At 71.2% G+C, this 21,809-nt stretch carries 25 protein-coding genes; 16 read left to right on the top strand and 9 right to left on the bottom strand.

The window, feature by feature from the left end; genetic code table 11:
• The first annotated feature begins 88 nt into the window (after positions 1-88).
• The 10 genes from E1267_RS11655 (at position 89) to E1267_RS47175 (ending at position 9,936) form a co-directional block, all read left to right on the top strand.
• Positions 89-1,756: a CTP synthase gene (locus E1267_RS11655; protein WP_132332445.1), complete on the top strand. Its 1,668-nt coding sequence runs from the start codon at positions 89-91 to the stop codon at positions 1,754-1,756.
• A complete protein-coding gene (locus tag E1267_RS11650; protein WP_246063747.1) occupies positions 1,753-2,403 on the top strand; it encodes an NUDIX domain-containing protein in 651 nt (216 codons plus the stop codon). The genes E1267_RS11655 and E1267_RS11650 overlap by 4 nt, the downstream gene beginning before the upstream one ends.
• A gap of 14 nt (positions 2,404-2,417) precedes the next feature.
• A complete protein-coding gene (locus E1267_RS11645; RefSeq protein ID WP_181957787.1) occupies positions 2,418-3,323 on the top strand; it encodes a site-specific tyrosine recombinase XerD in 906 nt (301 codons plus the stop codon).
• A gap of 122 nt (positions 3,324-3,445) precedes the next feature.
• On the top strand, positions 3,446-4,381 hold the full coding sequence (locus E1267_RS11640) for a ParA family protein (RefSeq protein ID WP_425465074.1): 936 nt from the start codon (positions 3,446-3,448) through the stop codon (positions 4,379-4,381).
• Positions 4,378-5,196 carry a segregation and condensation protein A gene (locus tag E1267_RS11635; RefSeq protein ID WP_132332442.1) on the top strand — a complete coding sequence of 273 codons (819 nt, stop codon included), beginning with the start codon at positions 4,378-4,380 and terminating at the stop codon, positions 5,194-5,196. The genes E1267_RS11640 and E1267_RS11635 overlap by 4 nt, the downstream gene beginning before the upstream one ends.
• Before the next feature lie 235 nt (positions 5,197-5,431).
• Complete coding sequence (gene scpB / locus E1267_RS11630) at positions 5,432-6,160, top strand: SMC-Scp complex subunit ScpB (protein WP_132332475.1); 729 nt, start codon at positions 5,432-5,434, stop codon at positions 6,158-6,160.
• Positions 6,157-8,064, top strand: coding sequence for a pseudouridine synthase (locus tag E1267_RS11625; protein ID WP_246063745.1), 1,908 nt, complete (start codon positions 6,157-6,159; stop codon positions 8,062-8,064). The genes scpB and E1267_RS11625 overlap by 4 nt, the downstream gene beginning before the upstream one ends.
• A 69-nt stretch (positions 8,065-8,133) precedes the next feature.
• Entirely contained in the window at positions 8,134-8,493 is a 360-nt protein-coding gene (gene aroH / locus E1267_RS11620) for a chorismate mutase (RefSeq protein WP_132332441.1), read from the top strand.
• 63 nt (positions 8,494-8,556) lie between these two features.
• The gene (locus E1267_RS11615) at positions 8,557-9,747 is read left to right on the top strand and encodes a prephenate dehydrogenase (protein ID WP_132332440.1); all 1,191 of its coding nucleotides are present in this window, start codon (positions 8,557-8,559) and stop codon (positions 9,745-9,747) included.
• Positions 9,748-9,810: 63 nt separating this feature from the next.
• On the top strand, positions 9,811-9,936 hold the full coding sequence (locus E1267_RS47175; RefSeq protein WP_281283620.1) for a hypothetical protein: 126 nt from the start codon (positions 9,811-9,813) through the stop codon (positions 9,934-9,936).
• A 47-nt stretch (positions 9,937-9,983) separates the two neighbouring features.
• Here the strand turns inward: E1267_RS47175 and E1267_RS11610 are convergent, their stop codons facing one another.
• The 3 genes from E1267_RS11610 to E1267_RS11600 form a co-directional block, all read right to left on the bottom strand.
• Positions 9,984-10,178 carry a DUF2795 domain-containing protein gene (locus E1267_RS11610; protein ID WP_132332439.1) on the bottom strand — a complete coding sequence of 65 codons (195 nt, stop codon included), beginning with the start codon at positions 10,176-10,178 and terminating at the stop codon, positions 9,984-9,986.
• 47 nt (positions 10,179-10,225) lie between these two features.
• Positions 10,226-11,047: a glycosyltransferase gene (locus tag E1267_RS11605; RefSeq protein ID WP_132332438.1), complete on the bottom strand. Its 822-nt coding sequence runs from the start codon at positions 11,045-11,047 to the stop codon at positions 10,226-10,228.
• Between the two features lie 208 nt (positions 11,048-11,255).
• A complete protein-coding gene (locus tag E1267_RS11600) occupies positions 11,256-11,966 on the bottom strand; it encodes a TetR/AcrR family transcriptional regulator (RefSeq protein ID WP_132332437.1) in 711 nt (236 codons plus the stop codon).
• 116 nt (positions 11,967-12,082) lie between these two features.
• Between E1267_RS11600 and E1267_RS11595 the strand changes: the two genes are divergently transcribed.
• From E1267_RS11595 to aspS, 5 genes are all read left to right on the top strand, one after another.
• Positions 12,083-12,730, top strand: coding sequence for a dihydrofolate reductase family protein (locus tag E1267_RS11595; RefSeq protein ID WP_132332436.1), 648 nt, complete (start codon positions 12,083-12,085; stop codon positions 12,728-12,730).
• A gap of 91 nt (positions 12,731-12,821) precedes the next feature.
• Positions 12,822-12,962 (top strand): hypothetical protein, encoded by a 141-nt coding sequence (locus tag E1267_RS44240; protein ID WP_165959563.1) that lies wholly within the window; start codon positions 12,822-12,824, stop codon positions 12,960-12,962.
• Between the two features lie 55 nt (positions 12,963-13,017).
• Positions 13,018-13,716: a (d)CMP kinase gene (gene cmk, locus E1267_RS11590; protein WP_246063743.1), complete on the top strand. Its 699-nt coding sequence runs from the start codon at positions 13,018-13,020 to the stop codon at positions 13,714-13,716.
• Between the two features lie 35 nt (positions 13,717-13,751).
• Positions 13,752-15,143 carry a ribosome biogenesis GTPase Der gene (gene der / locus E1267_RS11585; protein WP_132332435.1) on the top strand — a complete coding sequence of 464 codons (1,392 nt, stop codon included), beginning with the start codon at positions 13,752-13,754 and terminating at the stop codon, positions 15,141-15,143.
• Positions 15,144-15,452: 309 nt separating this feature from the next.
• Positions 15,453-16,715: an aspartate--tRNA(Asn) ligase gene (gene aspS / locus E1267_RS11580; RefSeq protein ID WP_132332434.1), complete on the top strand. Its 1,263-nt coding sequence runs from the start codon at positions 15,453-15,455 to the stop codon at positions 16,713-16,715.
• Between the two features lie 27 nt (positions 16,716-16,742).
• Here aspS and E1267_RS11575 read toward each other — a convergent pair whose 3' ends face one another.
• The 3 genes from E1267_RS11575 to E1267_RS11565 are packed head-to-tail and all read right to left on the bottom strand — an operon-like array spanning position 16,743 to position 19,470.
• On the bottom strand, positions 16,743-18,305 hold the full coding sequence (locus E1267_RS11575) for an MFS transporter (RefSeq protein ID WP_132332433.1): 1,563 nt from the start codon (positions 18,303-18,305) through the stop codon (positions 16,743-16,745).
• On the bottom strand, positions 18,302-18,952 hold the full coding sequence (locus tag E1267_RS11570; protein WP_132332432.1) for an LppX_LprAFG lipoprotein: 651 nt from the start codon (positions 18,950-18,952) through the stop codon (positions 18,302-18,304). Before E1267_RS11570 ends, E1267_RS11575 begins: the two co-directional genes overlap by 4 nt.
• A 59-nt stretch (positions 18,953-19,011) precedes the next feature.
• Positions 19,012-19,470 (bottom strand): MarR family winged helix-turn-helix transcriptional regulator, encoded by a 459-nt coding sequence (locus E1267_RS11565; RefSeq protein ID WP_181957786.1) that lies wholly within the window; start codon positions 19,468-19,470, stop codon positions 19,012-19,014.
• Between the two features lie 34 nt (positions 19,471-19,504).
• On the opposite strand from E1267_RS11565, the gene E1267_RS11560 reads away from it, so the two are divergent.
• Entirely contained in the window at positions 19,505-20,419 is a 915-nt protein-coding gene (locus tag E1267_RS11560) for a cation diffusion facilitator family transporter (RefSeq protein ID WP_132332430.1), read from the top strand.
• Positions 20,420-20,425: 6 nt separating this feature from the next.
• On the opposite strand, the gene E1267_RS44235 is transcribed toward E1267_RS11560, so the two are convergent.
• From E1267_RS44235 to E1267_RS44230, 3 genes are all read right to left on the bottom strand, one after another.
• A complete protein-coding gene (locus tag E1267_RS44235) occupies positions 20,426-20,602 on the bottom strand; it encodes a hypothetical protein (RefSeq protein WP_165959562.1) in 177 nt (58 codons plus the stop codon).
• 9 nt (positions 20,603-20,611) lie between these two features.
• On the bottom strand, positions 20,612-21,199 hold the full coding sequence (locus tag E1267_RS11555; RefSeq protein ID WP_132332472.1) for a 4'-phosphopantetheinyl transferase family protein: 588 nt from the start codon (positions 21,197-21,199) through the stop codon (positions 20,612-20,614).
• A gap of 17 nt (positions 21,200-21,216) precedes the next feature.
• On the bottom strand, positions 21,217-21,809 hold a 593-nt coding region (locus tag E1267_RS44230), incomplete at its 5' end, for a hypothetical protein (protein ID WP_165959561.1).

The following is a 21,809-nucleotide window of genomic DNA, read 5'->3' as shown; positions in this document are numbered from 1 at the left end:
TCATGCCGTTCGCCCATGTGAGGGGCGTTGTTTGATATCCTGAGAGCCCGTGGACACTTCGACCACACCTCGAGCCACGGGAGCCCCTTTGCGCAGCGCATCGCAAACCAAACATCTGTTCGTCACCGGCGGTGTCGCCTCCAGTCTCGGCAAGGGGCTCACGGCATCCAGCCTCGGCCGCCTGCTCAGGGGGCGCGGTCTCAGGGTCACCATGCAGAAGCTCGACCCCTACCTCAACGTCGACCCCGGCACGATGAACCCGTTCCAGCACGGCGAGGTCTTCGTCACCGACGACGGCGCGGAGACCGACCTCGACGTCGGCCACTACGAGCGGTTCCTCGACACCGACCTGCACGGCTCGGCCAACGTCACCACCGGGCAGGTCTACTCCAACGTCATCGCCAAGGAGCGGCGGGGCGAATACCTGGGCGACACGGTCCAGGTCATCCCCCACATCACCAACGAGATAAAAGACCGGATCAGAGGCATGGCCGGTCCCGAGGTGGACGTCGTCATCACCGAGGTCGGCGGCACCGTCGGCGACATCGAGTCGCTGCCGTTCCTGGAGGCCGTGCGGCAGATCAGGCACGAGGTGGGGCGCGACAACGTGTTCTTCCTGCACGTCTCGCTGCTGCCGTACATCGGGCCCTCGGGCGAGCTGAAGACCAAGCCGACGCAGCACAGCGTGGCGGCGCTGCGCAGCATCGGCATCCAGCCGGACGCGATCGTGCTGCGCTCCGACCGGCCCGTGCAGACGGCGATCAAGCGCAAGATCAGCCTGATGTGCGACGTCGACGAGGACGCCGTCGTGTCCGCCGTCGACGCGGCCTCGATCTACGACATCCCCAAGGTGCTCCACTCCGAGGGCCTCGACGCGTACGTGGTGCGCCGGCTCGGCCTGCCCTTCCGCGACGTCGACTGGAAGGAGTGGGAGGAGCTCCTGCGCCGCGTGCACCGCCCGGCGAAGGAGGCCACCGTCGCCCTTGTGGGGAAATATATTGATTTGCCGGACGCGTACCTCTCGGTGACCGAGGCGCTGCGCGCCGGCGGGTTCGCCAACGACGCGCGGGTCAACATCCGGTGGGTCAAGAGCGACGACTGCGAGACCCCCGAGGGCGCCGCGCGCGAGCTCGACGGCGTCGACGGCGTGCTCATCCCCGGCGGGTTCGGCGTGCGCGGCATCGAGGGCAAGATCGGCGCCATCCGCCACGCCCGCGAGGGCAGGATCCCGCTGCTCGGCATCTGCCTCGGCATGCAGGGCATGGTCATCGAGGCCGCCCGCAACATGGCGGGCATCGAGGGCGCCAACTCCACGGAGTTCGACCCCGACACCAAGCACCCGGTCATCTCCACCATGGCCGACCAGGAGGACGTCGTCGCCGGCGAGCGCGACATGGGCGGCACGATGCGGCTGGGCAGCTACACCGCCAAGCTCGCCGAGGACACGCTCGCCCGCCGGCTCTACGGCGGCGTGGCCAAGGCCGACGAACGCCACCGGCACCGCTACGAGGTCAACAACGCCTACCGCGAGCAGCTGGAGGGGGTCGGCCTGGTCTTCTCCGGCGTGTCGCCCGACGGGCGCCTGGTCGAGTACACCGAGCTGCCGTTCGACATCCACCCGTTCTTCATCGGCACCCAGGCGCATCCGGAGTTCCGCTCCCGACCCACCCGGGCCAACCCCATGTTCAAGGGCCTCATCGGGGCCGCCCTCGCCTACGCCGACGGCCGCGTGGGCGCGACGACGGTGGGCCAGTGAACTCCGGCGACGGCGTGCGCTTCCAGCGGACCGCGGAACCGATCGCCGACACGCCCGAGTCATGGGACGTGGTGGAGTCGAAGGAGCGGTTCGACGGCCACGTCATCAAGGTGGTGACCGACACCGTCAGGATGCCCCGCGACGAGGCGGCCGAGCGCGACTACGTGGTCCATCCCGGCTCCGTCGCCGTGCTCGCGCTAGACGACCAGGACCGCGTCCTGCTGATCAGGCAATACCGTCACCCCACCCGCCACCTGATGTGGGAGCTGCCCGCCGGCCTGCGCGACGTGCCGGGCGAGCCGCTGGTCGACGCGGCCGCGCGTGAACTCGCCGAGGAGGCCGGCTACCGCGCCGCCACCTGGCACACGCTCATCGATCTGCGCACCTCGCCCGGCATGAGCGACGAGCGCATCAGGGTGTTCCTGGCCCGCGACCTGACCAAGATCCCCGACGAGGACAACGGCTTCGTGCACCGGCACGAGGAGATCGACATGCCGGTCAAATGGGTCCCTTTGCCCGACGCGGTGGAAAAGGCGCTCATGGGAATGATCCACAATTCCCCGGCCGTGGCCGGTATCCTCGCCGCGTACGCGGCTTCGGTTGAGGGACTCGCCCTGTTGCGCCCCGCCGACGCCCCGGAGGCGTGACGGAAGGACCGATCGTGGAGGCCGTGCTCTCCAGCTACCTCGCCCATCTGGCGGTGGAGCAGGGCGTGGCTGCCAACACGCTCGCGTCCTACCGCCGTGACCTGCGCCGCTACTACGCGCACCTGCGGGCGCGCGGGCGGCTGGAGCTCCACGAGGTGGGCGAGGCCGACGTCCTGGCCTTCCTCGCCGCGCTGCGCGAGGGTGACGGGGACCATCCGGCGCTCGTCGCCAGCTCCGCCGCCCGCGCCCTGTCCGCCGTACGCGGGCTGCACCGTTTCGCTCTGCGCGAAGGCGTCACGGCCCACGACCCCGCCCACGAGGTACGCCCGCCACGCCCGATGCGCAGGCTCCCGAAGGCCATCGCCGTCGACGAGGTCGAGCGGCTCATCGCCGCGTCGGGCCCGGACGGCGCACCCCTCACGCTGCGCAACCGCGCCCTGCTGGAGGTCCTGTACGGCACGGGCGCCCGCATCTCCGAGGCCGTCGGGCTGGCCGTGGACGACCTCGAGGACGAGCAGGTGCGCCTGCGCGGCAAGGGCGGCCGCACCCGGGTCGTCCCGCTGGGGCGCTATGCCCGTTCCGCCCTCGACGCCTATCTCGTCCGCGCCCGGCCCGGTCTGCTCGCCCACGGGCGCGGCACACCGGCCGTCTTCCTGAACGCCAGGGGAGGCCGTCTGACCAGGCAGGGGGCGTGGGAGGTGCTCCACGCGGCCGCCGAACGAGCCGGGCTGAAAAAGATATCTCCCCATGTTCTCCGACATTCCTTCGCAACTCATCTCTTGGACGGCGGCGCGGACGTTAGGGTGGTCCAGGAATTGCTCGGCCACGCCTCGGTGACGACCACCCAGGTCTACACCCTGGTCACGGTCGACAAGCTCCGCGAGGTCTACGCCGCGGCGCATCCACGGGCCCGGCAGTGATCTATAGTCTTTGCGGTGTGCGGCACCCTCGGCGTGCCGCCTTGCCGCGTTAAGTGGTGACGCCATAGTGTCCGTCCGGACGGTCCGGTTCGGGATCGTCAGGGAGGTTCGAGCTGGTGACTGTGACGACCAAGGGTTCGACCCCGGGGACCCCCGACAACCCCTGGGGCGACACGAAGACCAACGCGCCTTCCAACGGCGTCAACCTCGGGCCCACGCAGCGGCCCAGACCCGTGTTCCCCGAGCCGGTGGTGCCCGACGTGCACGGCCCGGCGCGCGTGGTCGCGATGGTCAACCAGAAGGGCGGGGTCGGCAAGACCACGACCACCATCAACCTGGGCGCGGCACTCGTCGAATACGGGCTCAAGGTGCTGCTCGTCGACTTCGACCCGCAGGGCGCGCTCTCCGTCGGCCTGGGCATCAACCCGCTCCAGCTCGACCTGACCGTCTACAACCTGCTGATGGAGCGCGGCGTCACCGCCGAGGACGTCCTGCTCGAGACCGGCGTCGAGGGGCTCGACCTGCTGCCGAGCAACATCGACCTGTCCGCCGCCGAGGTCCAGCTCGTCACCGAGGTCGCCCGCGAGCAGGTGCTCGGCCGCGTGATCAAGCCGCTGCTGCCGCACTACGACGTGTGCCTCATCGACTGCCAGCCCTCGCTCGGCCTGCTCACCATCAACGCGCTCACCTGCGCGCACGGCGTCATGGTGCCGCTGGAGTGCGAGTTCTTCGCGCTGCGCGGCGTTGCCCTGCTGATGGACACCATCTCCAAGGTCCAGGAGCGGCTCAACGAGGACCTCGAGATCGAGGGCCTGCTCGCCACCATGTACGACGCCCGCACCCTGCACGGCCGCGAGGTGCTGGCCCGCGTGGTGGACGCGTTCGGCGACAAGGTGTTCCACACCGTCATCAACCGCACGGTGCGCTTCCCCGACGCGACCGTCGCCGGCGAGCCGATCACGACGTTCGACCCGTCGTCCCTCGGCGCCAACGCCTATCGTGAGCTGGCACGCGAAGTGCTCTCGCGCTGGCCGGCGCCTGCCACAATGGCCAGGTGACCGCAGAGCAGACCGAGCCCCAAGGGTTCCAGGTTCACCTGGATGTCTTCGAGGGTCCCTTCGACCTGCTTCTCGGCCTCATCGCCAAGCACAAGCTCGACATCACCGAGGTCTCGCTCTCCAAGGTCACCGACGAGTTCATCGCCTACATCCGCTCCCGCGGCCCCGAGTGGGACCTCGACCAGACCAGTCACTTCCTGCTCGTCGCGGCCACGCTGCTCGACCTCAAGGCGGCCAGGCTGCTGCCCTCGGGCGAGGTGGAGGACGAGGAGGACCTGGCCCTGCTGGAGGCCAGAGACCTGCTGTTCGCGCGGCTGCTGCAGTACAAAGCCTACAAAGAGGTCGCCAAGATCTTCGCCGGGCGGATGGCCGAGGAGTCGCTGCGATTTCCCCGTACGGCGCCGATGGAGCCGCAGTTCGCCGACCTGCTGCCCGAGCTCGTCCTCGGCATCGGGCCCGAACAACTCGCCAGGATCGCCGCCAGGGCGTTCACGCCCAAGCTGCCGCCCACGGTCAGCGTGGGGCACATCTACCAGCCGCTGGCCAGCGTCAAGGAGCAGGCGGCCATCCTGGTCATGCACCTGCGGCGGATGCGGCGGGCCACCTTCCGAGCGCTGGTGGCCGACTGTGAGGGCACCTTCGAGGTCATCGCCCGCTTCCTGGCCGTGCTGGAGCTGTTCCGGGAGTCGGCGGTCACGTTCGAGCAGGTCGAGCCGCTGGGCGACCTGCACGTGACCTGGACGGGCGCTGACGACGGCGACGTCGCGGTGGGGGACGACTACGAAGAATCCGCGGAGAAACCATCCCATGACTGACAACCCACTGCCCAACCCCCGCAAGTCTCCCGACTCGGAGCCGCCGCTGCCCGCCTGGATGACCCTCCCCGGCTCCCTCGTCCAGCCGGGCGCACCGGAGCCGGAGACCTCCCCACCCGACGGCCAGGCACCCCGCGACGAAACCCCATCCCAGGGCAACCCGGGGTCCGATGCGGAGGCTCCGGTCCAGGACGATCCGCCCTCCCTGGAAGAGCCGCCGGCGGCCGCGGACGTGGTGCCGGCCCAGGACGCGGACCCCGAGCCGGAGCCGGCGCGCGGCGAGGACCCGGCGCCGGGCGAGAGACCGGTCGCGGCCGGGCAGTCCGTAGCGGCTGACCAGGCGGTACCCGAGGCCGGCGGGAAGGCCGAGGGCGGTGGCGACGAGCCCGCGGCGGGCGCGGCGGATGCTGAGCCGGGGGAGGGGCCGAGGCTCGAAGCGGCGCTTGAGGCTATCCTGCTTGTCGTTGACGAGCCGGTCGCCGAAGTGACGCTGGCTCAGGTGCTCGAACGGCCCACCCACGAGGTCGCACTGGCGCTGCGTGGGCTGGCGGCGGAATACACCGCCGCCGGACGGGGTTTCGACTTGAGAGAAGTGGCGGGCGGTTGGCGTCTCTACACGCGTGCCGACTGCGCGCCGCTGGTCGAGCGGTTCGTACGCGACGGCCAGCAGACGCGGCTGACCCAGGCCGCGCTCGAAACACTCGCGGTCGTGGCCTACCGGCAACCGGTGAGCCGTTCCCGCGTCGCCGCCGTACGCGGCGTCAACAGCGACGGGGTCATGCGCACACTCGTCGCCAGGGGCCTGGTCGAAGAGGCCGGCACCGACCCGGAGAGCCAAGCGGTGCTCTACCGGACAAGTTCATACTTCCTTGAACGTCTGGGACTACGGGATCTGAGCGAGCTCCCCGAGCTCGCGCCCTTCCTCCCGGACGACGTGGAAAACCTCGAGGAGACAACAAAGTGATCAACAGGCGCAGTACCCCGTCCGGTGATGGACGCGGTCGTGGACGCACGGGCGGCTCCGGCCGTGGCGGGCGTCCCGCCTTCCGCTCCGACGACGCCCGTGGCGACGCCCGGCGTGACGACTACCGCGGTGGGGCCGGCCGAACAGACTCCAGAGGCGGGTCCCGCCGTGACGACTTCCGGCGCGACGACTCCCGCCGTGACGATCGTGACCGGGGCCGAGGCTCCGGGAGCGACTCCCGGCCGTCGCGTGACGCCCTCCGCGCCGACCGCGGCGGCACCCGAGCCCGGTACGGCAGGCCCTCCGGCGGCGACGACGCCGGCGGCCGTAACCCGCGAGGAGCCGACCGCGACCGCCACACCTACAGCAACCGTGACGGTCGTGACGACCGCAACTCCCGCGGCGACCGCGATGACCGTTACGTCCCCGGCGCGCGCGGCGAGCGCGATGGCCGTGATGATCGTTACGGGCGGAGCGAGCGTCCTCGTGGCGACCGGGGCGGCCACCGTTCCGATCGCCGTGACGAGCGTCCGGGCGGCTATCGCTCGGAGCGTCGTGATGAGCGTCCGGGTGGTTACCGGTCGGAGCGTCGTGATGAGCGTCCGGGTGGTTACCGGTCGGAGCGTCGTGATGAGCGTCCGGGTGGTTACCGGTCGGAGCGTCGTGACGAGCGCGCGGGTGGTTACCGTTCCGATCGTGGTGACAGGTCCGGGCGCGGTTACGGCTCCGCGCGTGGTGACAGGTTCGAGCGGCGTGACGAGCGCGGCGGCGGTTACCGTTCCGAGCGCGGCGGGTCCGAGCGGCGTGACGAGCGGGGCGGGTTCCGGTCCGAACCGGGTGGCAGGTCGGGCCGGGATGGTTACGGGGCTGAGCGGCGTGATGAGCGTGGCGGGTTCCGGGCCGACCGGAGCGGGCGTCGTGAGGGCACTCCGCGGAACGCCGAGTCCAGCAGGTCCCGCTACGGAAGGCGCGACGGCGATGCCCGGACCGGGCGCGACGCCGGGCGCACCGGCCGGTCCTCCCGGCGGGACGACGTACCGACCGTAGGGGGCAGGCGCGGTGGCGGCAGCGGCTACGGCAGCCCCCAGCACGACCGGGTGAAGGCGGCCCGCCAGCCCTTGCGTGACCGCGACTTCTACCCGGAGGGCTACTCCGACGAGCGCGACACGACCGAGGTCCCTGACGGCGTACGGCTGCAGAAGGTGCTCGCCCAGGCGGGCGTCGCCAGCCGCAGGGCGTGCGAGGAGATGATCGGCGAGGGCCGGGTCACGGTGAACGGCCAGATCGTACGGAGGTTCGGCGCCAAGGTCGACCCCGCGACGCAGGTCATCCACGTCGACGGCAAGCGCATCCCCACCGCTCCCGACCTGGTCTACTACGCGCTCAACAAGCCCATCGGCGTCGTGTCCACGATGGACGACCCGCAGGGCCGACCGTGTCTGGCCGACTACGTCGAGGAGCCTGCGCCGCGGTTGTTCCACGTGGGAAGGCTGGACACGGAGACGGAGGGTCTGCTGCTGCTCACCAACGACGGTGAGCTGGCCAACCGGCTGACGCATCCCAGCTATGGGGTGCAGAAGAAATACTGGGCGAAGGTGCCCGGCCCGATCCCGCGTGACCTGGGCCGCAGGCTCAAGCAGGGCATCGAGTTGGAGGACGGCATCGCCAGGGCCGACGGCTTCACCGTCGTGCAGGAGCACGGGCAGCAGGCGCTGGTCGAGGTCGTGTTGCACGAGGGCCGCAAGCACGTCGTACGCCGCATGCTGGAGGTGGCCGGTCACCGGGTGATCGACCTGGCCAGGATCGAGTTCGGCCCGGTCAAGCTCGGCCGTACGAAGCCCGGGACCATGAGGGCGCTCAGCTTGAAGGAGGTCGGCGAGCTCTACGCCGCCGTGAAGCTGTAATCTGGCCGGACGCAGGAGCCCGTGCGACCCTCGCACGGGCTCTCCCGCTTAGGGAAGGGGACTGACCGCATGGTGCGCGCGATCCGTGGGGCGATCCAGGTGGACGCCGACGACCGTGGCTCGATCATCGAAGGCACGACCGAGCTGGTCAGCGCGATCATGGAGCGTAACGAGCTGACCCCGGACGACGTGATCAGCGTGCTGTTCACGGCCACGCCCGATCTGACTGCGGAGTTCCCCGCGCTCGCGGCGCGGAAGCTGGGATTTCACGAGGTGCCGCTGATCTGCTGCACCGAGATCGCCGTGCCGGGTGCGCTGCCCCGCGTGGTGCGGCTCATGGCCCACGTGGAGACCGACCGTCCGAGGGCCGACATCCAGCACGTCTACCTGCGTGGCGCGGTGGCGCTGCGGCAGGACATCGCGCAGTGAGCGGCAGGGCACCACATAACGAGATACTGGCTATCCCAATGGCCCGATAAATCAGGACACCAGATGGAACTTCGCACCGTGCTCGTCGTCGGCACCGGTCTCATCGGCACCTCCGCGGCGTTGGCGCTGCGCAAGCGCGGTGTGCGCGTGCTGCTCGCCGACCGCGACCAGGGAGCCGTACGGCTGGCACGGGAGCTCGGGGCGGGTGAGGAGTGGCACCCCCGCGACCCGCACCCCGCGCAACCCGGCGACACGCCATCCGGAGCCGACGCGCCGGCCGAGGGCGCGCGGCCTCGCGCGGCCGTCGACGAACCGGGACCGGCCGAGGGCCTGGTTCCCGAGCAGGCCGACCTGGCGATCATCGCCGTGCCCCCCGCCCACGTGGCGACCGAGCTGCTGGAGCTGCAGCGGCTGCGGGCGGCCAGGTTCTACACCGACGTCGCCAGCGTCAAGGCCGAGCCCATCCACCGGGCCGCCCAGCTCGGTTGCGACCTGTCCTCCTACGTCGCCTCCCACCCGCTCGCCGGCCGCGAGAAGTCCGGCCCGGGGGCGGCCAGGGACGACCTGTTCCTCGGCCGTCCGTGGGCCCTGTGCCCCACGGACGAGGCCGACCCCGAGGCGAGGGCGGCCGTGCTGCGCCTGATCGAGCTGTGCGGGGCCAACGCGGTCGAGGTCAGCGCCACCGACCACGACCGCGCTGTCGCCGTCGTCTCCCACGCCCCCCACGTCGCGGCCTCCGCCGTGGCCGCACGCCTGGCCGACGCCACCGACGTCGCCCTCGGCCTGGCAGGGCAGGGCGTGCGCGACGTCACCCGGATCGCGGGCAGCGACCCGGGGCTCTGGCTCGGCATCCTGTCGGGCAACGCCTCCCCGGTCGCCGAGGTGTTGGAGGCGGTCGCACACGACCTGGCCGACGCGGCGATCGCGCTGCGAGCCCTGGCCGAGGGCGACGGCACCGCGACCGGCGAGATCACCCAGTTGCTCAAGCGGGGTGTCGTCGGACACGACCGCATCCCCGGCAAGCACGGCGGCCCGGCCTCCGCCTACGCCGTCGTACAAGTCGTCATCGGCGACCGTCCCGGCCAGCTGGCCCGGTTGTTCCAGGTCTGCGACGAGGTCGGCGTCAACGTCGAGGACGTGCGCCTGGAGCACGCCCCCGGGCTGCCGCTGGGCATCGCCGAGTTGTCGGTGGAGCCCGACGCGGTCTTCACGCTCTCCGACGCCCTGCGCGAACGCGGCTGGCAGGTTCCCTAGCCGCCGATGTCACATCCGAGCCTCCGCGATCCGTCTTCACGGTGAAATCGAGGAGGCCAGGAAATGATCGGCGACATTCTGGTCCGGGGCGCGGGCTCGCTCAGCAGCAGCCCGCTGCCGACCGTGCGGCTGCTCAGGCGCGGGCTCGTGCCTGTCCGGGCGTTCGCGCTGAGCGCCGGTTTCCGCTGAGACACGGCGGTGCGGGCCCCCAGCTCCGCCCGCCGCGCCCCCACAGCTCAGCGTTTCGTGACGGCTTCGCTCACGGCGTTCGGGCCGTCGTACTCGCGGTCGGGCATGGCCTCCAGAGCTTCGACGATCTCCTTGCTCGCGTTGTGGTCGCGCGCGGCCTTGATCAGATCGGCCTTGCCTGCCGGGTAGTCGACGCCACCCAGGTGTTTCTGCAGGTCGATCGGGTTAGGTGCGGTACTCATGACCGCCTGCTGCCCTCGTTCCGCCGGACGTAACCGCACGCCCGTGCTCAGCCGGCGGCCTGCTCCAGCCGCCGTCGTGCCCGCTCGACGGCGGGCGGCAGCTCCCGCCGATCCGCCAGCGCCCCAGGAAGGCGAGGTACGGTCGCCCGCAGCCCCTCCCAGCCCGGGGGGCCCGCGCGCACGGCGTCGAACGCCCGCCGCGCCACCACCGGCCAGGGGCGGCGCAGCACCGCGGTGAGTACGGCGTTCCGCGCGGCCAGCGCCTGCCTGCCACGCGGGTCATTGGCCGGCGACGGATGGTGGTGGGCGACGACGTCGTCCACGTACGCCAGCCCCCATCCCTTCGCGGCCAGGTCGACCGCCAGGCGCTCCTCCTCCCCGAAGAAGAAGATCACGTCGTCGAAGCCGCCCGCCTCCAGGAACGCTTCCCTGCGCACCACCGCCCCGCACGCCAGAAAGCCCAGCACGCTCGGCCCCGGCAGGTCCGGCTCCGTGCCGAGCGGCGAGTGCCGCATCTGCTCAGACACCGGATCGAGCCGCTCCTCATGGCCCACCAGCACACGAGCGCCGAGCACGGCCAGCCGCGGATGGGCGTCCAGCACGTCGGCGGCCCGCTCCAGAGCGCCGGGCGCCCACCAGGAGTCGTCGTCGGCGAAGGCGACATACGGTGTCCCGGCCATCCGCACGCCCAGGTTGCGGCCGGGCGCCCCCAGGTTCACGCCGGGCTCGGCCAGCAGGACGTCGGGGAAGTGGCGGCGTACGAACCCGGCCGTCCCATCGGTCGAGCCGTTGTCCACGAGGATCACCGGCCGCGGGTGCTTGGGGAGGGTCCGGGCCAGCGCCCGGAGCCGGTCCTTGCTGGCCACCACGACTGTAACGCGTGCTCCGTCTGTCACAAGAGGTCACTTACCGGGGACACGGCCGTTAGTCCTGCGGCCGGTTCGCCGCGGCTGGGGCCGTTGGTCCTGCGGCCGGTCCGTCGCGGTTCGGGCCGCTGCTTCCGCTGCCGCTCCGCCCGCTGGTTTCGTCGGGTCCGGTCCTCCGCCCGGCCGCTCGCCGCACCCCGAGAGGGCGGGCTCACCCTTTCGGGGTGCGTTGCGTGATGGCGTGTTCGAGACCGTCGAGGATGGCGTGCAGCCCGAACTCCTGGGTCGTTGTGGCCGAAGGGGTGGCATGAGTGGTGGCGAGCAGCGGGAAACGGTCGGCGTTGAGGAGGAGAAGGTCGCGCATGATCGGGGCGGCCTCACCGGACGTCCAGGTCTGGGTGCCGGGGATGGCCGCCGCGTGGGTGGCGCGGATGTGGTTGGACACCAGCATGATCGCGTCCAGGCGTTCGCGCTCGGTCAGGGGGGTGTCGGCCAGGGCACTGAGGGCGCTCTCCGGCCACGCGGTCTCGCGCGGGCCCATCACCCGGTCGCCCGCGGTGATCGACGGCAGCCAGGGATGGTGCCGCCAGGCGGCGGACAACTCACGGGCGTACTCCTCCAGCTTGGCCCGCCACCCGGCGATGCCGCTCAGATCGGGGGCCGCGCCGACCGCGGCCTCGATCATGACGGCGATCAGCTCGGCCTTGTCGTTGACGTAGCGATAAAGGGCCATCTTGGTGAAGCCGAGCTCGGCGGCGACGCGCTGCATGGACACCGCCTCCAGCCCTTCGGCGTCGGCGACCTTCACGGCGGCGTCGGCGATCTGGGTGACGTCGAAAGCGGGCCTCGGGCCTCTGCTGGGCGCTTTCCTGAGGCCCCACAACAGCTCGGCCACGGCTTTGGGATCCTCGTTGGCCGCCATCGCCATCCTCCCTCTTGTCATTCCCGCCAAACCGTATCTAGTATACACAGTGTCTGATGGACACAGTTGTTCGCGATGCCGGTCGGGGAACGGCTCACAGAAGCAGAGGAACGATCATGGGACGGTTGCGCGTTCACAACTTCACAATCTCGCTCGACGGCTTCGGCACCGGCGAGGGCCAGGCTCCCGGCGCGCCGTTCGGTCACGCCGGTGAGCGTCTGCACGACTGGATGTTCGCCACCCGCTACTGGCACGAGATGGTCGGCGGCGACGAGGGGAGCGTCGGCGCCGACCACGCGTTCGCCGCGATGCACGGTCGCGGCATCGGCGCTGAGATCATGGGCGCCGGCAAGTTCGGCCCGCCCGGTTGGCAGGACGACCCCGGCTACAAGGGCGCGTGGGGCTCCAACCCGCCGTTCCATACGCCCGTCTTCGTGCTCACCCACCGGCCGCGGCCGTCGATCGAGATGGAGGGCGGCACCACGTTCCACTTCCTCGACGCCTCACCCGCGCAGACGCTGGAGCGGGCGCGCGAGGCGGCCGGCGGCTTGGACGTGCGCCTCGGCGGCGGCGTCTCGGTCATCCGCGACTTCCTCGCCGAGGGGCTGGTCGACCTGATGCACGTCGTCCAGATCCCGATCCTGCTCGGCCGTGGCGTGCGGCTCTGGGACGGCCTGGAGTCGCTGGAGGAGGCGTACGCCATCGAGGCGGTCTCCACGCCCAGTGGCGTCACCCACCTGACGTTCACCGCGAGAACCCGATGACCTGGGGGAGCGGAGGCCATGGACACGTCATGGGGCGTGACTGGCCGGCGGACCGACGACGAACACGAGATCACTGAGCAGGTGGTTCACCGTGTGCTGGACGACCGGCGACGATCTCCACCCCGTCGAGGCCGTCGGCGACGAGCGCACCGTCGGGATCCGCGTCTCCGCCACCGGCCACCCCGCCCGCCAAGGGCCGCCCGGCTTGCCCGGAAGCTGGATCGCCGACTGAGCCGGAGGCTGTAGCCTCTTCACGTCGGGTGGAACAACGTGAAGAGGGAGAGACCGTGACCGGTCTGGTCGTCGCCATGGACGGCCCTTCGGGGTCGGGCAAGTCGAGCGTCTCGCGCGGAGTGGCCCGCGCGCTGGGCCTGCGTTACCTCGACACCGGGGCGATGTACCGCGCGATGACCTGGTGGATGCTCCGGCAGGGCGTCGACCTTGACGACCCCGGCGCGATCGGGGCCCGCTGCGGCGAGCCGCTGATCGTCTCCGGCACCGATCCCGACGGCCCGGCGATCCACGTCGACGGCATCGACGTGGCGGGGCCGATCAGGCAGGCCGAGATCACCTCCGCCGTCTCCGCCGTCGCCGCCGTTCCCGAGGTGCGCGCCCGCCTGGTCGCGCTGCAGCGGGAGATCGTCGGCTCCGGCGGCATCGTGGTCGAGGGCCGCGACATCGGCACCGTCGTCTGCCCCGGCGCCGACGTCAAAATCTACCTGACGGCCAGTGCCGAGGCGCGCGCCCAGCGGCGCAGCGCGGAGCTGGGCGACTCGACGGTCCGGGCGCAGCAGGAGGCCATGGCCAGGCGTGACACCCTCGACACGACACGGAAGACCGACCCACTCTTGATGGCGGATGGCGCCGTCGAGCTCGACACCACCGCGATGAGCCTCGACGAGGTCATCGCGGAGGTACTGAGACTGGTCGCCGAGCACACGGGCCCCAGCGGGCCCGGCGGCGACCGCATTCGCGAGCGCACCTGACGAGCAGGTGCGGTACTCACTAAGGACGAAACATCGTGTCAACGGGGGATTGGGTCGAGGCCGACCTCGACGATCTTGAAATCACCGAGCACGGCGACACTGTGCCGCTGCCGGTCGTCGCCATCGTGGGGCGGCCGAACGTCGGCAAGTCCACGCTGGTCAACCGCATCATCGGCCGCCGCGAGGCGGTCGTCGAGGATGTGCCGGGCGTCACCCGCGACCGCGTCACCTACGAAGCCAACTGGCGCGGCCGCCGCTTCACCGTGGTAGACACCGGAGGGTGGGATCCTGACGCGACCGGGATGAACCTGCGCATCGCCGAGCAGGCCCAGATCGCGGCCGAGCTGGCCGACGTGATCGTGTTCGTGGTCGACGCCACCGTCGGCGCGACCGACGCCGACGAGACTGTGGGCTCGGTGCTGCGGCAGTCGGGCAAGCCGGTCATCCTGGCCGCCAACAAGGTCGACAACCAGCAGCTGGAGCTGGAGGCCGCCGCGCTGTGGTCGCTCGGGCTCGGCGAGCCCCACCCCGTCTCCGCCCTGCACGGCCGCTCCAGCGGCGACCTGCTCGACGTGGTGCTCGACGCGCTGCCGGAGACGCCCGAGGTGACGTTCGGGGCCGAGCGCGGGCCCGCCCGCGTGGCGCTGCTGGGCAAGCCCAACGTCGGCAAGTCCTCGCTGCTCAACAAGCTCGCCGGGGAGGAGCGGGTCCTGGTCGACCCGATGGCCGGCACCACCCGCGACCCGGTCGACGAGCTGATCGAGCTCGGCGGGCGGACCTGGCGCTTCGTCGACACGGCCGGCATCCGGCGGCGCGACCGCGAGCTGCAGGGCGCCGACTTCTACGCCGCCATGCGCACGCGCGCGGCGCTGGAGCGCACCGAGGTGGCGATCGTCCTGATCGACGCCAGCCAGCCGCTCACCGAGCAGGATCTGCGCATCATCGGCCTGGTCATCGAGTCGGGGCGGGCGATGGTGGTCGCCTTCAACAAGTGGGACCTGGTCGACGAGGACCGCCGCTACTACCTGGAGAAGGAGATCGACCGCCAGCTCGTACGCACTCCGTGGGCGCTTCGCGTCAACATCTCCGCCAAGACGGGGCGGCACGTCGACCGGCTGGTCCCGGCGCTGGAGAAGGCGCTCGACTCCTGGTCCACGCGGGTGCCGACGGCCCGGCTCAACGCGTTCCTGACCGAGCTGGTGCAGCAGACGCCGCCGCCGGTGCGCGGCGGCAAGCAGCCCAAGATCCTTTTCGCCACGCAGGCGTCCGTCGAGCCGCCCAAGTTCGTGTTGTTCACCTCGGGCTGGCTGGAGGACACCTACCGCCGGTTCGTCGAGCGCCGCATCCGTGAGGAGTTCGGCTTCGCCGGTTCGCCGATCGAGGTCACGATGAAGATCCGGGAGAAGCGCTCGAAGAAGGAGCGATGACCCCTCGGGGGCGGCAAAGGTTTTGCCGTCCCCTCCGCGGGCTCGTATGATCGACCGCAAACGTTGACGGAGACGAGTAGCCGAGGTTTCGCACGGGTCGAGAGAGCCGCCGGCAGCTGTGAAGGCGGTCCCGGGCGCCCTCGGTGAAGACACTCCCGAGTGCGGGGAGGAAATGCCCCGCCGGCCTGACCCCCGTCATCGGGTCCTGGAGGCCGCCTCGATCAGGGGCGGCGAAAGTGCGGTGGCACCGGGAGCTCCCTTCTCCCCCGCACTCCCAAGGGATCATGCATTTCCTCGTGAGGAGCTGTGATGATCTCTCGTGTCATGTCGGCGGAGCTCGCTGAGCACGCCGGTCAACGAGTGACGATCGCCGGATGGGTCCATCGCCGCCGGCAACTGAAATCCGTGTCCTTCCTCGTCGTCAGGGACCGCACCGGCCTCGCCCAGGCCGTGACCGCGCATGACCTGCCGGGAGAGGAGAGCGTCGTCCAGGTCACCGGCACCGTGACGGCCAGCCCGCAGGCCCCCGGAGGCTACGAACTGGTCGCGCCGGAGATTGAGGTGCTGGCCGAGCCGTGTGCCGCGCCGCCGTTCGACCTCTTCCGCCCGGAGCCCGGCGCGACGCTCCCGACGATCCTCGACCACGCGCCCGTCGCGCTGCGGCACCCGCGGCTCAGGGCGCCGCTGGAGATCGCGGCCGCCGGGGTGGCCGGGTTCCGCGAGACGCTCGACGGTCTCGGCTTCACCGAGATCCATACCCCGAAGATCGTCGGCTCGGCCACCGAGTCCGGCGCGAACGTCTTCGGCCTCGACTACTTCGGCAGGCCCGCCTATCTGGCGCAGTCGCCGCAGTTCTACAAGCAGGCGATGGTCGGGGTGCTCGAGCGGGTCTACGAGGTCGGGCCGGTCTTCCGCGCCGAGCCGCACGACACCGCACGCCATCTGGCCCAGTACACCAGCCTCGACGCCGAGCTCGGCTTCGTCCGCGACCACCGCGACGTGATGGCGGTGTTGCGCGAGGTGGTGGCGGGCATGACCGAGTCGGTACGCCGCCGCGCCGCCTCCGCCGCCGCCCTGGTCGGGGCCACGCTGCCCGAGGTGCCCGCCGAGATCCCGGCCGTGCACTTCACCGAGGCGCAACGGCTGACGTCGTGCGACGAGCCCGACCTGTCACCCGTGCAGGAACGCCGGCTGTCGGAGTGGGCGCTGCGGGAACACGGCTCGGAGTTCCTCTTCGTCACCGGTTACCCGATGGCCAAACGGCCCTTCTACACCCATCCCGACCCCGCGAGGCCGGGCTACTCCAACGGGTTCGACCTGCTGTTCCGTGGGCTGGAGCTGGTCACGGGCGGGCAGCGGCTGCACGCGTACGCGGACTACGTCGCCGCGCTGGCCGCCCGGGGCGAGGGCACGCAGGCGTACGAGGGGTATCTGCAGGCCTTCAAGCACGGGATGCCGCCGCACGGCGGGTTCGCGCTGGGGCTGGAACGGTGGACGGCGCGGTTGACGGGCGCCGCCAACATCCGCCAGACCACAGCGTTCCCCCGGGACCTGCACCGCCTCTCCCCGTAGCCCGCCACCACCGCTGCCCGGGGCCCCTCAGCGGGCCCGGGCAGCGGACGGCATGAGCAGCGCGACACCCGCGCCGATCACGCAGATGAACGCCGTGACGAGGAACATCTCGGTGTATTCGACGTGCAGCGCCTCCTGCACCTTCGCGGTGTACGCGCTCAGCTGCCGCTGGTAGGTCGCGGCGTCCACCCCGAACGGCAGCGGCGTGTCCAGGTGGGCGGTCAGCGACTGGAACCGGTAGAACCCCCACGCCGACACGGCCGCGATGCCGATGAGCATGCCCATCATCCTGGCCACCACGACCGCCGCCGAGGCGACGCCGTGCTCGGTCGCCGGGCTCACCCGCAGCACCGCCGACGAGACCGGCGCGATCACCAGCCCCAGGCCCAGCCCGGCGACGACCAGGTGGAGGTCCATCAGCAGGCCCGCGCTCACCAGGTCGAGCGGCCAGCGGCTCATCAGCCAGTAGCCGGCCGCCGCCAGCACCATGCCCGCCACCGCCACGGCCCGATCGCCCACCCTGCGCGCCAGGAGCCCGCCGAGCAGCGCCCCCACGGTCAGCGCGGCCAGGAACCTGGCCAGCACCAGCGACGCCCCCAGCGCGTCGGCGCCGAGCAGCGTCTGGGCGGTGAACTGCACGAACACCATGGTCACGAGCAGCGCGGCCCCCGCCAGGAAACTCACCGCCAAGGTGGCGAGCAGCGGGCCCTTGCGGGCGCCGGACAGGTCGAGCAGGCGGACGGGGGAGCGGATCTCCCACCAGACGAAGACCACGGCCACCAGCACGCCGGCGGCGATCACGGGCAGGCCCCACGGCGGCAGCACGGCCTTGGCGGGGTCGGGGTTGTACAGGCCGACCACCAGCAGCCCGAGCGCCAGCGCGAGCAGGCCCCCACCGGCCACGTCCACCCGCCGCGCGGGAAGGGTCCGGGCTCCGGCCGCGCCCGTGGTGACGTGGCTCGTACCAGCGGATCCCGCCTGCGGCGGGCGTAGGGGACGGCCGGGGACGGTGAGGTGCACGGCGACGGCGGCAAGGGCGGCGAGAGGCAGGTTGATCCAGAAGATGGCGTGCCAGCCTCCCAGCTCCACGCCCGCCACCACGGTGCTGGGGATCAGCGCCAGCACCCCGCCGTACAGGGGGCCGAGCGCGCTGCCCAGCTCCTGGGCCGCCCCCACCGCCCCCAACGCCACCGGCCGCTCGCGCTCGTCCCACAGGTCGCCGATGAGCGCCATCGTGATCGGCAGCAGCGCGCCGCCTGCCACGCCCTGGACCGCGCGCCCGGCCACCACCATGACCTCTCCGGACGCCAGCGCCGTCAGCACCGAGCCGAGGGCGAACGCCGCCAGGCACGCGTGGATGAGCGGCCGCCGCCCGTAACGGTCGGAGAGCTGGCCGAGCAGCGGCATCGCGGCTACGTAGCCCAGCAGGAAGCCCGTCACGATCGGAGTCGCCCGCTCCAGGTGGTTGAGCGGGATGCCGACGTCCTCCGCGATGTCGATCAGGACCGTCACCACGACGTAGGCGTCGAGCGCGGCCAGCAGCACCACCGCGCCGCCCGCGCCGAGCACGACCCGGCGGGCGCGCCTCATTTCGCGGGAGGCGGAGTGATCGTGATCGGTGCGTCGTAGTCGCTGAACGACACCGTCACCGTGCCGCCCTGCAACGGCAGGCTGGCCCTGGTGAGCCGGGCGGAGGCCTGGTCGAGCCAGACCTTGCCGGTGACGCCCTGCGTGACGCCGGGGACGATCTGGCCGACGACCTGCCCGGGGAACGTCGTGGCGACGCGGTAGGCGCCGTCTTCCGTGCCTTCGACCTTCGGGTCCGTGGCCGAGGCGAGCAACTGGGCGATGCCCCTGGTCGGCTCGAGGATCACCGAGGGGTCGTAGAACTGCGCGAGCTGTTGCCGGGTCATCTTCTGGAAGCCGCCGGTCGGGCCCTTGAAGTGCACGGTCTCCCCTACCAGGGCGAAGCTGACCTCCTGCAGGGTGCCCAGGACGTCGAGCGTGATCGTGCCGTCGGCGTCCCCGGCGGCGGTGAGCCTGCCGTCGGCCTTCTTGACCGGCACCTTCGGCTCGCCCTCGGTCGCGATCGAGAAGGTGGCCGACTTGACGGCCTTCATGGCCTCGGCGGCCTTCTTCATCAGCTCGGGCCCCGCGGGCAACTCGCCGGCGTCACCGCCGGACGAGCACGCCGCCGTCAGCGCCAGCACGGCCACGATCAGTAGCTTTCTGAGCATGAGCGGATCGTAGCGAGCGGTACGGAGGTCCGCGCACCCTCGCCTATATCGGTTGGGTGTCAGCGCAGCTTCTTCAACTGCTCCACGATCGGCGCGTAGGCCGCCTCGATCGTTTCGAGCTGGTCGTCGGTGAGCCGGTCGACGAAGTGCTCCCGCACGCCGGCCACGTGGAACGGCGCCACCCGCTGGATCGTCTCCCACCCCTCGTCGGTCAGCACCGCGAACGTGCCCCGCCGGTCGTCGTGACAGTCCTCCCTCATGACCAGGCCCTTGGCCTCCATGCGGGAGATCTGGTGCGACAGCCGGCTGCGCGACTGGATCGTGGCGTCGGCCAGATCGCTCATGCGCATGCGCCGCTCGGGGCTCTCCGAGAGGTTGACCAGGATCTCGTAGTCGTTGACCGTGAGGGAGAACTCCTGCAGTTCGCGGTCGAGCCGGTGCATGAGCAGCTTGTGCAGCGCCAGTTGCGTGCGCCAGGCACGCTGTTCGGCGGGAGAAAGCCAGCGAGGCGCGCTCATGATCCCCAATCTAGCGCACCTAAAGTTGTGCCTCATGAAGGGGGAGAGCCTGCGCACGGTGCTCGTGGCCGCCGCCGCCAACCTCGCCATCGCGCTGGCCAAACTCGTCGCAGGCCTGGTGGGCGGCTCGGCGGCCATGCTGTCGGAGGCGGTGCACTCGGCCGCCGACACGGTGACCGAGCTGCTGCTGGTGGTGGCGGTACGCCGCTCGGGCAGGCCCGCCGACCGGCGGCACCCCTTCGGGCACGGCAAGGCGGGTTTCGTCTGGGCGCTGATGGCGGCGGTCGCGACCCTCGTGGGCGGGGCCGGATTCTCCGTCACGAACGGCCTGCACGAGATCGGTTACGGCGAGGACCTGTCGAACCTCACGCCGGCGTACATCGTGCTGGCGGCCTCCTTCGTGTTCGAGGGCGTCTCGTTCGCGCGGGGGCTCACGCAGTTGCGCGGCGAGGCCGCCCGGCACCGGGTCGGCATGCTCCGCCTGGCCCGCATGACGTCCGACACCGCGTTGAAGGCCGTGCTGTTCGAGGACGCGGCTGCGCTGGGCGGGCTGCTGGTCGCGGCCGCCGGGCTGGTCGCCTCGCAGCTCACCGGCTCGGCGCTGTGGGACGGCGCGGCGTCGGTCATGATCGGCCTGCTCCTGCTGGCCGTCGCGCTCACCCTGATCCGGGCCAACATGTCGCTGCTCATCGGCCAGGCCGTCACCCAGCGGACGGAAACCGGCATCCGGGCCGTGCTGCTGGCGCAGCCGGAGGTGGAGGACGTGGTCGAGCTGCTCACGATGCTGATCGGCCCCGGGGAGATCCTGGTCGCCGCGAAGATCGACTTCAGGGACGAGTCGAGCGCGGCGGGCGTGGAGCGGGCCTGCGAGGAGGTGGACCGCCGGCTGCGAGCCCAGGTGCCCGGGGTCGAGCACGTCTTCCTCGACCCGACCCCGACCCGCCGCTGACGTCGCTCAGGTGAACGCCATGACGATCGCGACGCCGACGACGTGCATCAGCACGACGGCGACGATCAGCGACACGAACACGAACTTGGCCGGCCCGTGCTCGAAGGTCTTGCCCTCTTCGAGCGGCCTGCGCTGCGCCATGCGGTCGGCGATGCGCTCCTCAAGGGGCTTGCGGTAGAACATGCCCAGAGTCTATTCGGGGATGGCCGCCCTCCTCGCGGGGGAGTCGGTGATGACGGCCACCCTGATGTCCGGGCCGGCGCTCCACTCCAGCAGGTGCCGACCCGACAGGTCGTCCTCGCAGGCACGCAGCTTGTCGATGGTCAGCTCACCGCGCTTGATCAGTGCCTCTTTCCGGGTCCAGTGCCTGATCAGCTCGTCGTTCCCGGCGACGAGCGCGCGCTCGCGCCGGTTGAGCACCCGGTCGGCCAGCAGCGTGTCGAGCGGGCCGGGCGGCACGTGCTCGGCGTCCACGCCGACCCTGCCGGGCCCGGCGGCCGCGCACACGTAACCGCGCGTGTGACTGAAGCTGACCCCCAGCTCGGGAGCCTGCTCGATGGACGGCCTGCCGTGCCCGGGGCCGTGCAGATGGCAGTGTTGCAGCAGCGTCAGCTCGCGCGGCTCGACGCCGAGCACGGCGGCGGCGCAGACGCGCACGAGGAGGTGCGCGGCGACGAAGCAGTCACGGTCAGCCTCGAACCTGAACCGCGCCGCCCGCTCGCGTTCGACGTCGGTCAGCCAGTCGTCAGGGGCCCGCACCTCGTCGGGGCGGCCGCCCATCGCCAAAGGGACGATCGTCAGTCCTTCTTCTTCTCGTCGCCGTCAAGGGTGTACTGGTCCTCCGAGGACGCGCCCAGCACGGTCACGTCGTGGATCTTCCAGGTGCCCTTCTCCTTCACAAGGGAGATCTTAAGGTGCGAGTCCTTGACCGAGCGGATCGCTTCCGAGGTGTTCACCTGCTGATCCACGACCACGATGGCGTGCGCGGTGGCCTCGTCCACGTCGGCGAGATAGACCTCGCGCACCGTGGCCTGCGAGGTGGCCTTGAGCTTGACGATGACCTGCGCCATCGCGCCGCCGAACGCCGCGTCGTACGTGCTCAGGAAGTCGCCCGTGGCCTGGGCCGCCAGGGAGGATCGGGTGGTCTGCAGGTTCTGGTAGTCGTAGCTGAGCAGGGCCTTGCTGAACGCGCCCGCGGCTCCCGACACCTCCAGGCGCAGCGCCCGCCCGGCCTCCAGCGCGGCGCGGGCGTCGCGGGCCTGGGCGGCGGAGATGCCCTGCAGTACGGCGGTGGCGGCGATCGCGGCCACCGCCATGGCCGCCAGCGTCCACAAAACCCGGACCCTGCCGAACCGCCCGGCCGGCAGGGCGGCGCTCGCGGGTGGGGTGT

It is taken from the genome of Nonomuraea longispora (genome assembly GCF_004348345.1).
Lineage (GTDB): Bacteria > Actinomycetota > Actinomycetes > Streptosporangiales > Streptosporangiaceae > Nonomuraea > Nonomuraea longispora.
The sequence above is the reverse complement of the archived record's forward strand: the minus strand, read 5'-3'. Positions and strand labels throughout refer to the sequence as shown.

What these genes read in the sequence shown, in the direction of transcription:
- E1267_RS11595 (WP_132332436.1), top strand. Translation starts at nt 12,083, where the DNA reads ATGGGACGGTTGCGCGTTCACAACTTCACAATCTCGCTCGACGGCTTC.
- E1267_RS11575 (WP_132332433.1), bottom strand. Translation starts at nt 18,305, where the DNA reads ATGAGGCGCGCCCGCCGGGTCGTGCTCGGCGCGGGCGGCGCGGTGGTG.
- E1267_RS11600 (WP_132332437.1), bottom strand. Translation starts at nt 11,966, where the DNA reads ATGGCGGCCAACGAGGATCCCAAAGCCGTGGCCGAGCTGTTGTGGGGC.
- E1267_RS11610 (WP_132332439.1), bottom strand. Translation starts at nt 10,178, where the DNA reads ATGAGTACCGCACCTAACCCGATCGACCTGCAGAAACACCTGGGTGGC.
- E1267_RS11555 (WP_132332472.1), bottom strand. Translation starts at nt 21,199, where the DNA reads ATGGGCGGCCGCCCCGACGAGGTGCGGGCCCCTGACGACTGGCTGACC.
- E1267_RS44235 (WP_165959562.1), bottom strand. Translation starts at nt 20,602, where the DNA reads ATGTTCTACCGCAAGCCCCTTGAGGAGCGCATCGCCGACCGCATGGCG.
- E1267_RS11570 (WP_132332432.1), bottom strand. Translation starts at nt 18,952, where the DNA reads ATGCTCAGAAAGCTACTGATCGTGGCCGTGCTGGCGCTGACGGCGGCG.
- E1267_RS11615 (WP_132332440.1), top strand. Translation starts at nt 8,557, where the DNA reads ATGGAACTTCGCACCGTGCTCGTCGTCGGCACCGGTCTCATCGGCACC.
- E1267_RS47175 (WP_281283620.1), top strand. Translation starts at nt 9,811, where the DNA reads ATGATCGGCGACATTCTGGTCCGGGGCGCGGGCTCGCTCAGCAGCAGC.
- E1267_RS11560 (WP_132332430.1), top strand. Translation starts at nt 19,505, where the DNA reads ATGAAGGGGGAGAGCCTGCGCACGGTGCTCGTGGCCGCCGCCGCCAAC.
- E1267_RS11565 (WP_181957786.1), bottom strand. Translation starts at nt 19,470, where the DNA reads ATGAGCGCGCCTCGCTGGCTTTCTCCCGCCGAACAGCGTGCCTGGCGC.
- aroH (WP_132332441.1), top strand. Translation starts at nt 8,134, where the DNA reads ATGGTGCGCGCGATCCGTGGGGCGATCCAGGTGGACGCCGACGACCGT.
- aspS (WP_132332434.1), top strand. Translation starts at nt 15,453, where the DNA reads ATGATCTCTCGTGTCATGTCGGCGGAGCTCGCTGAGCACGCCGGTCAA.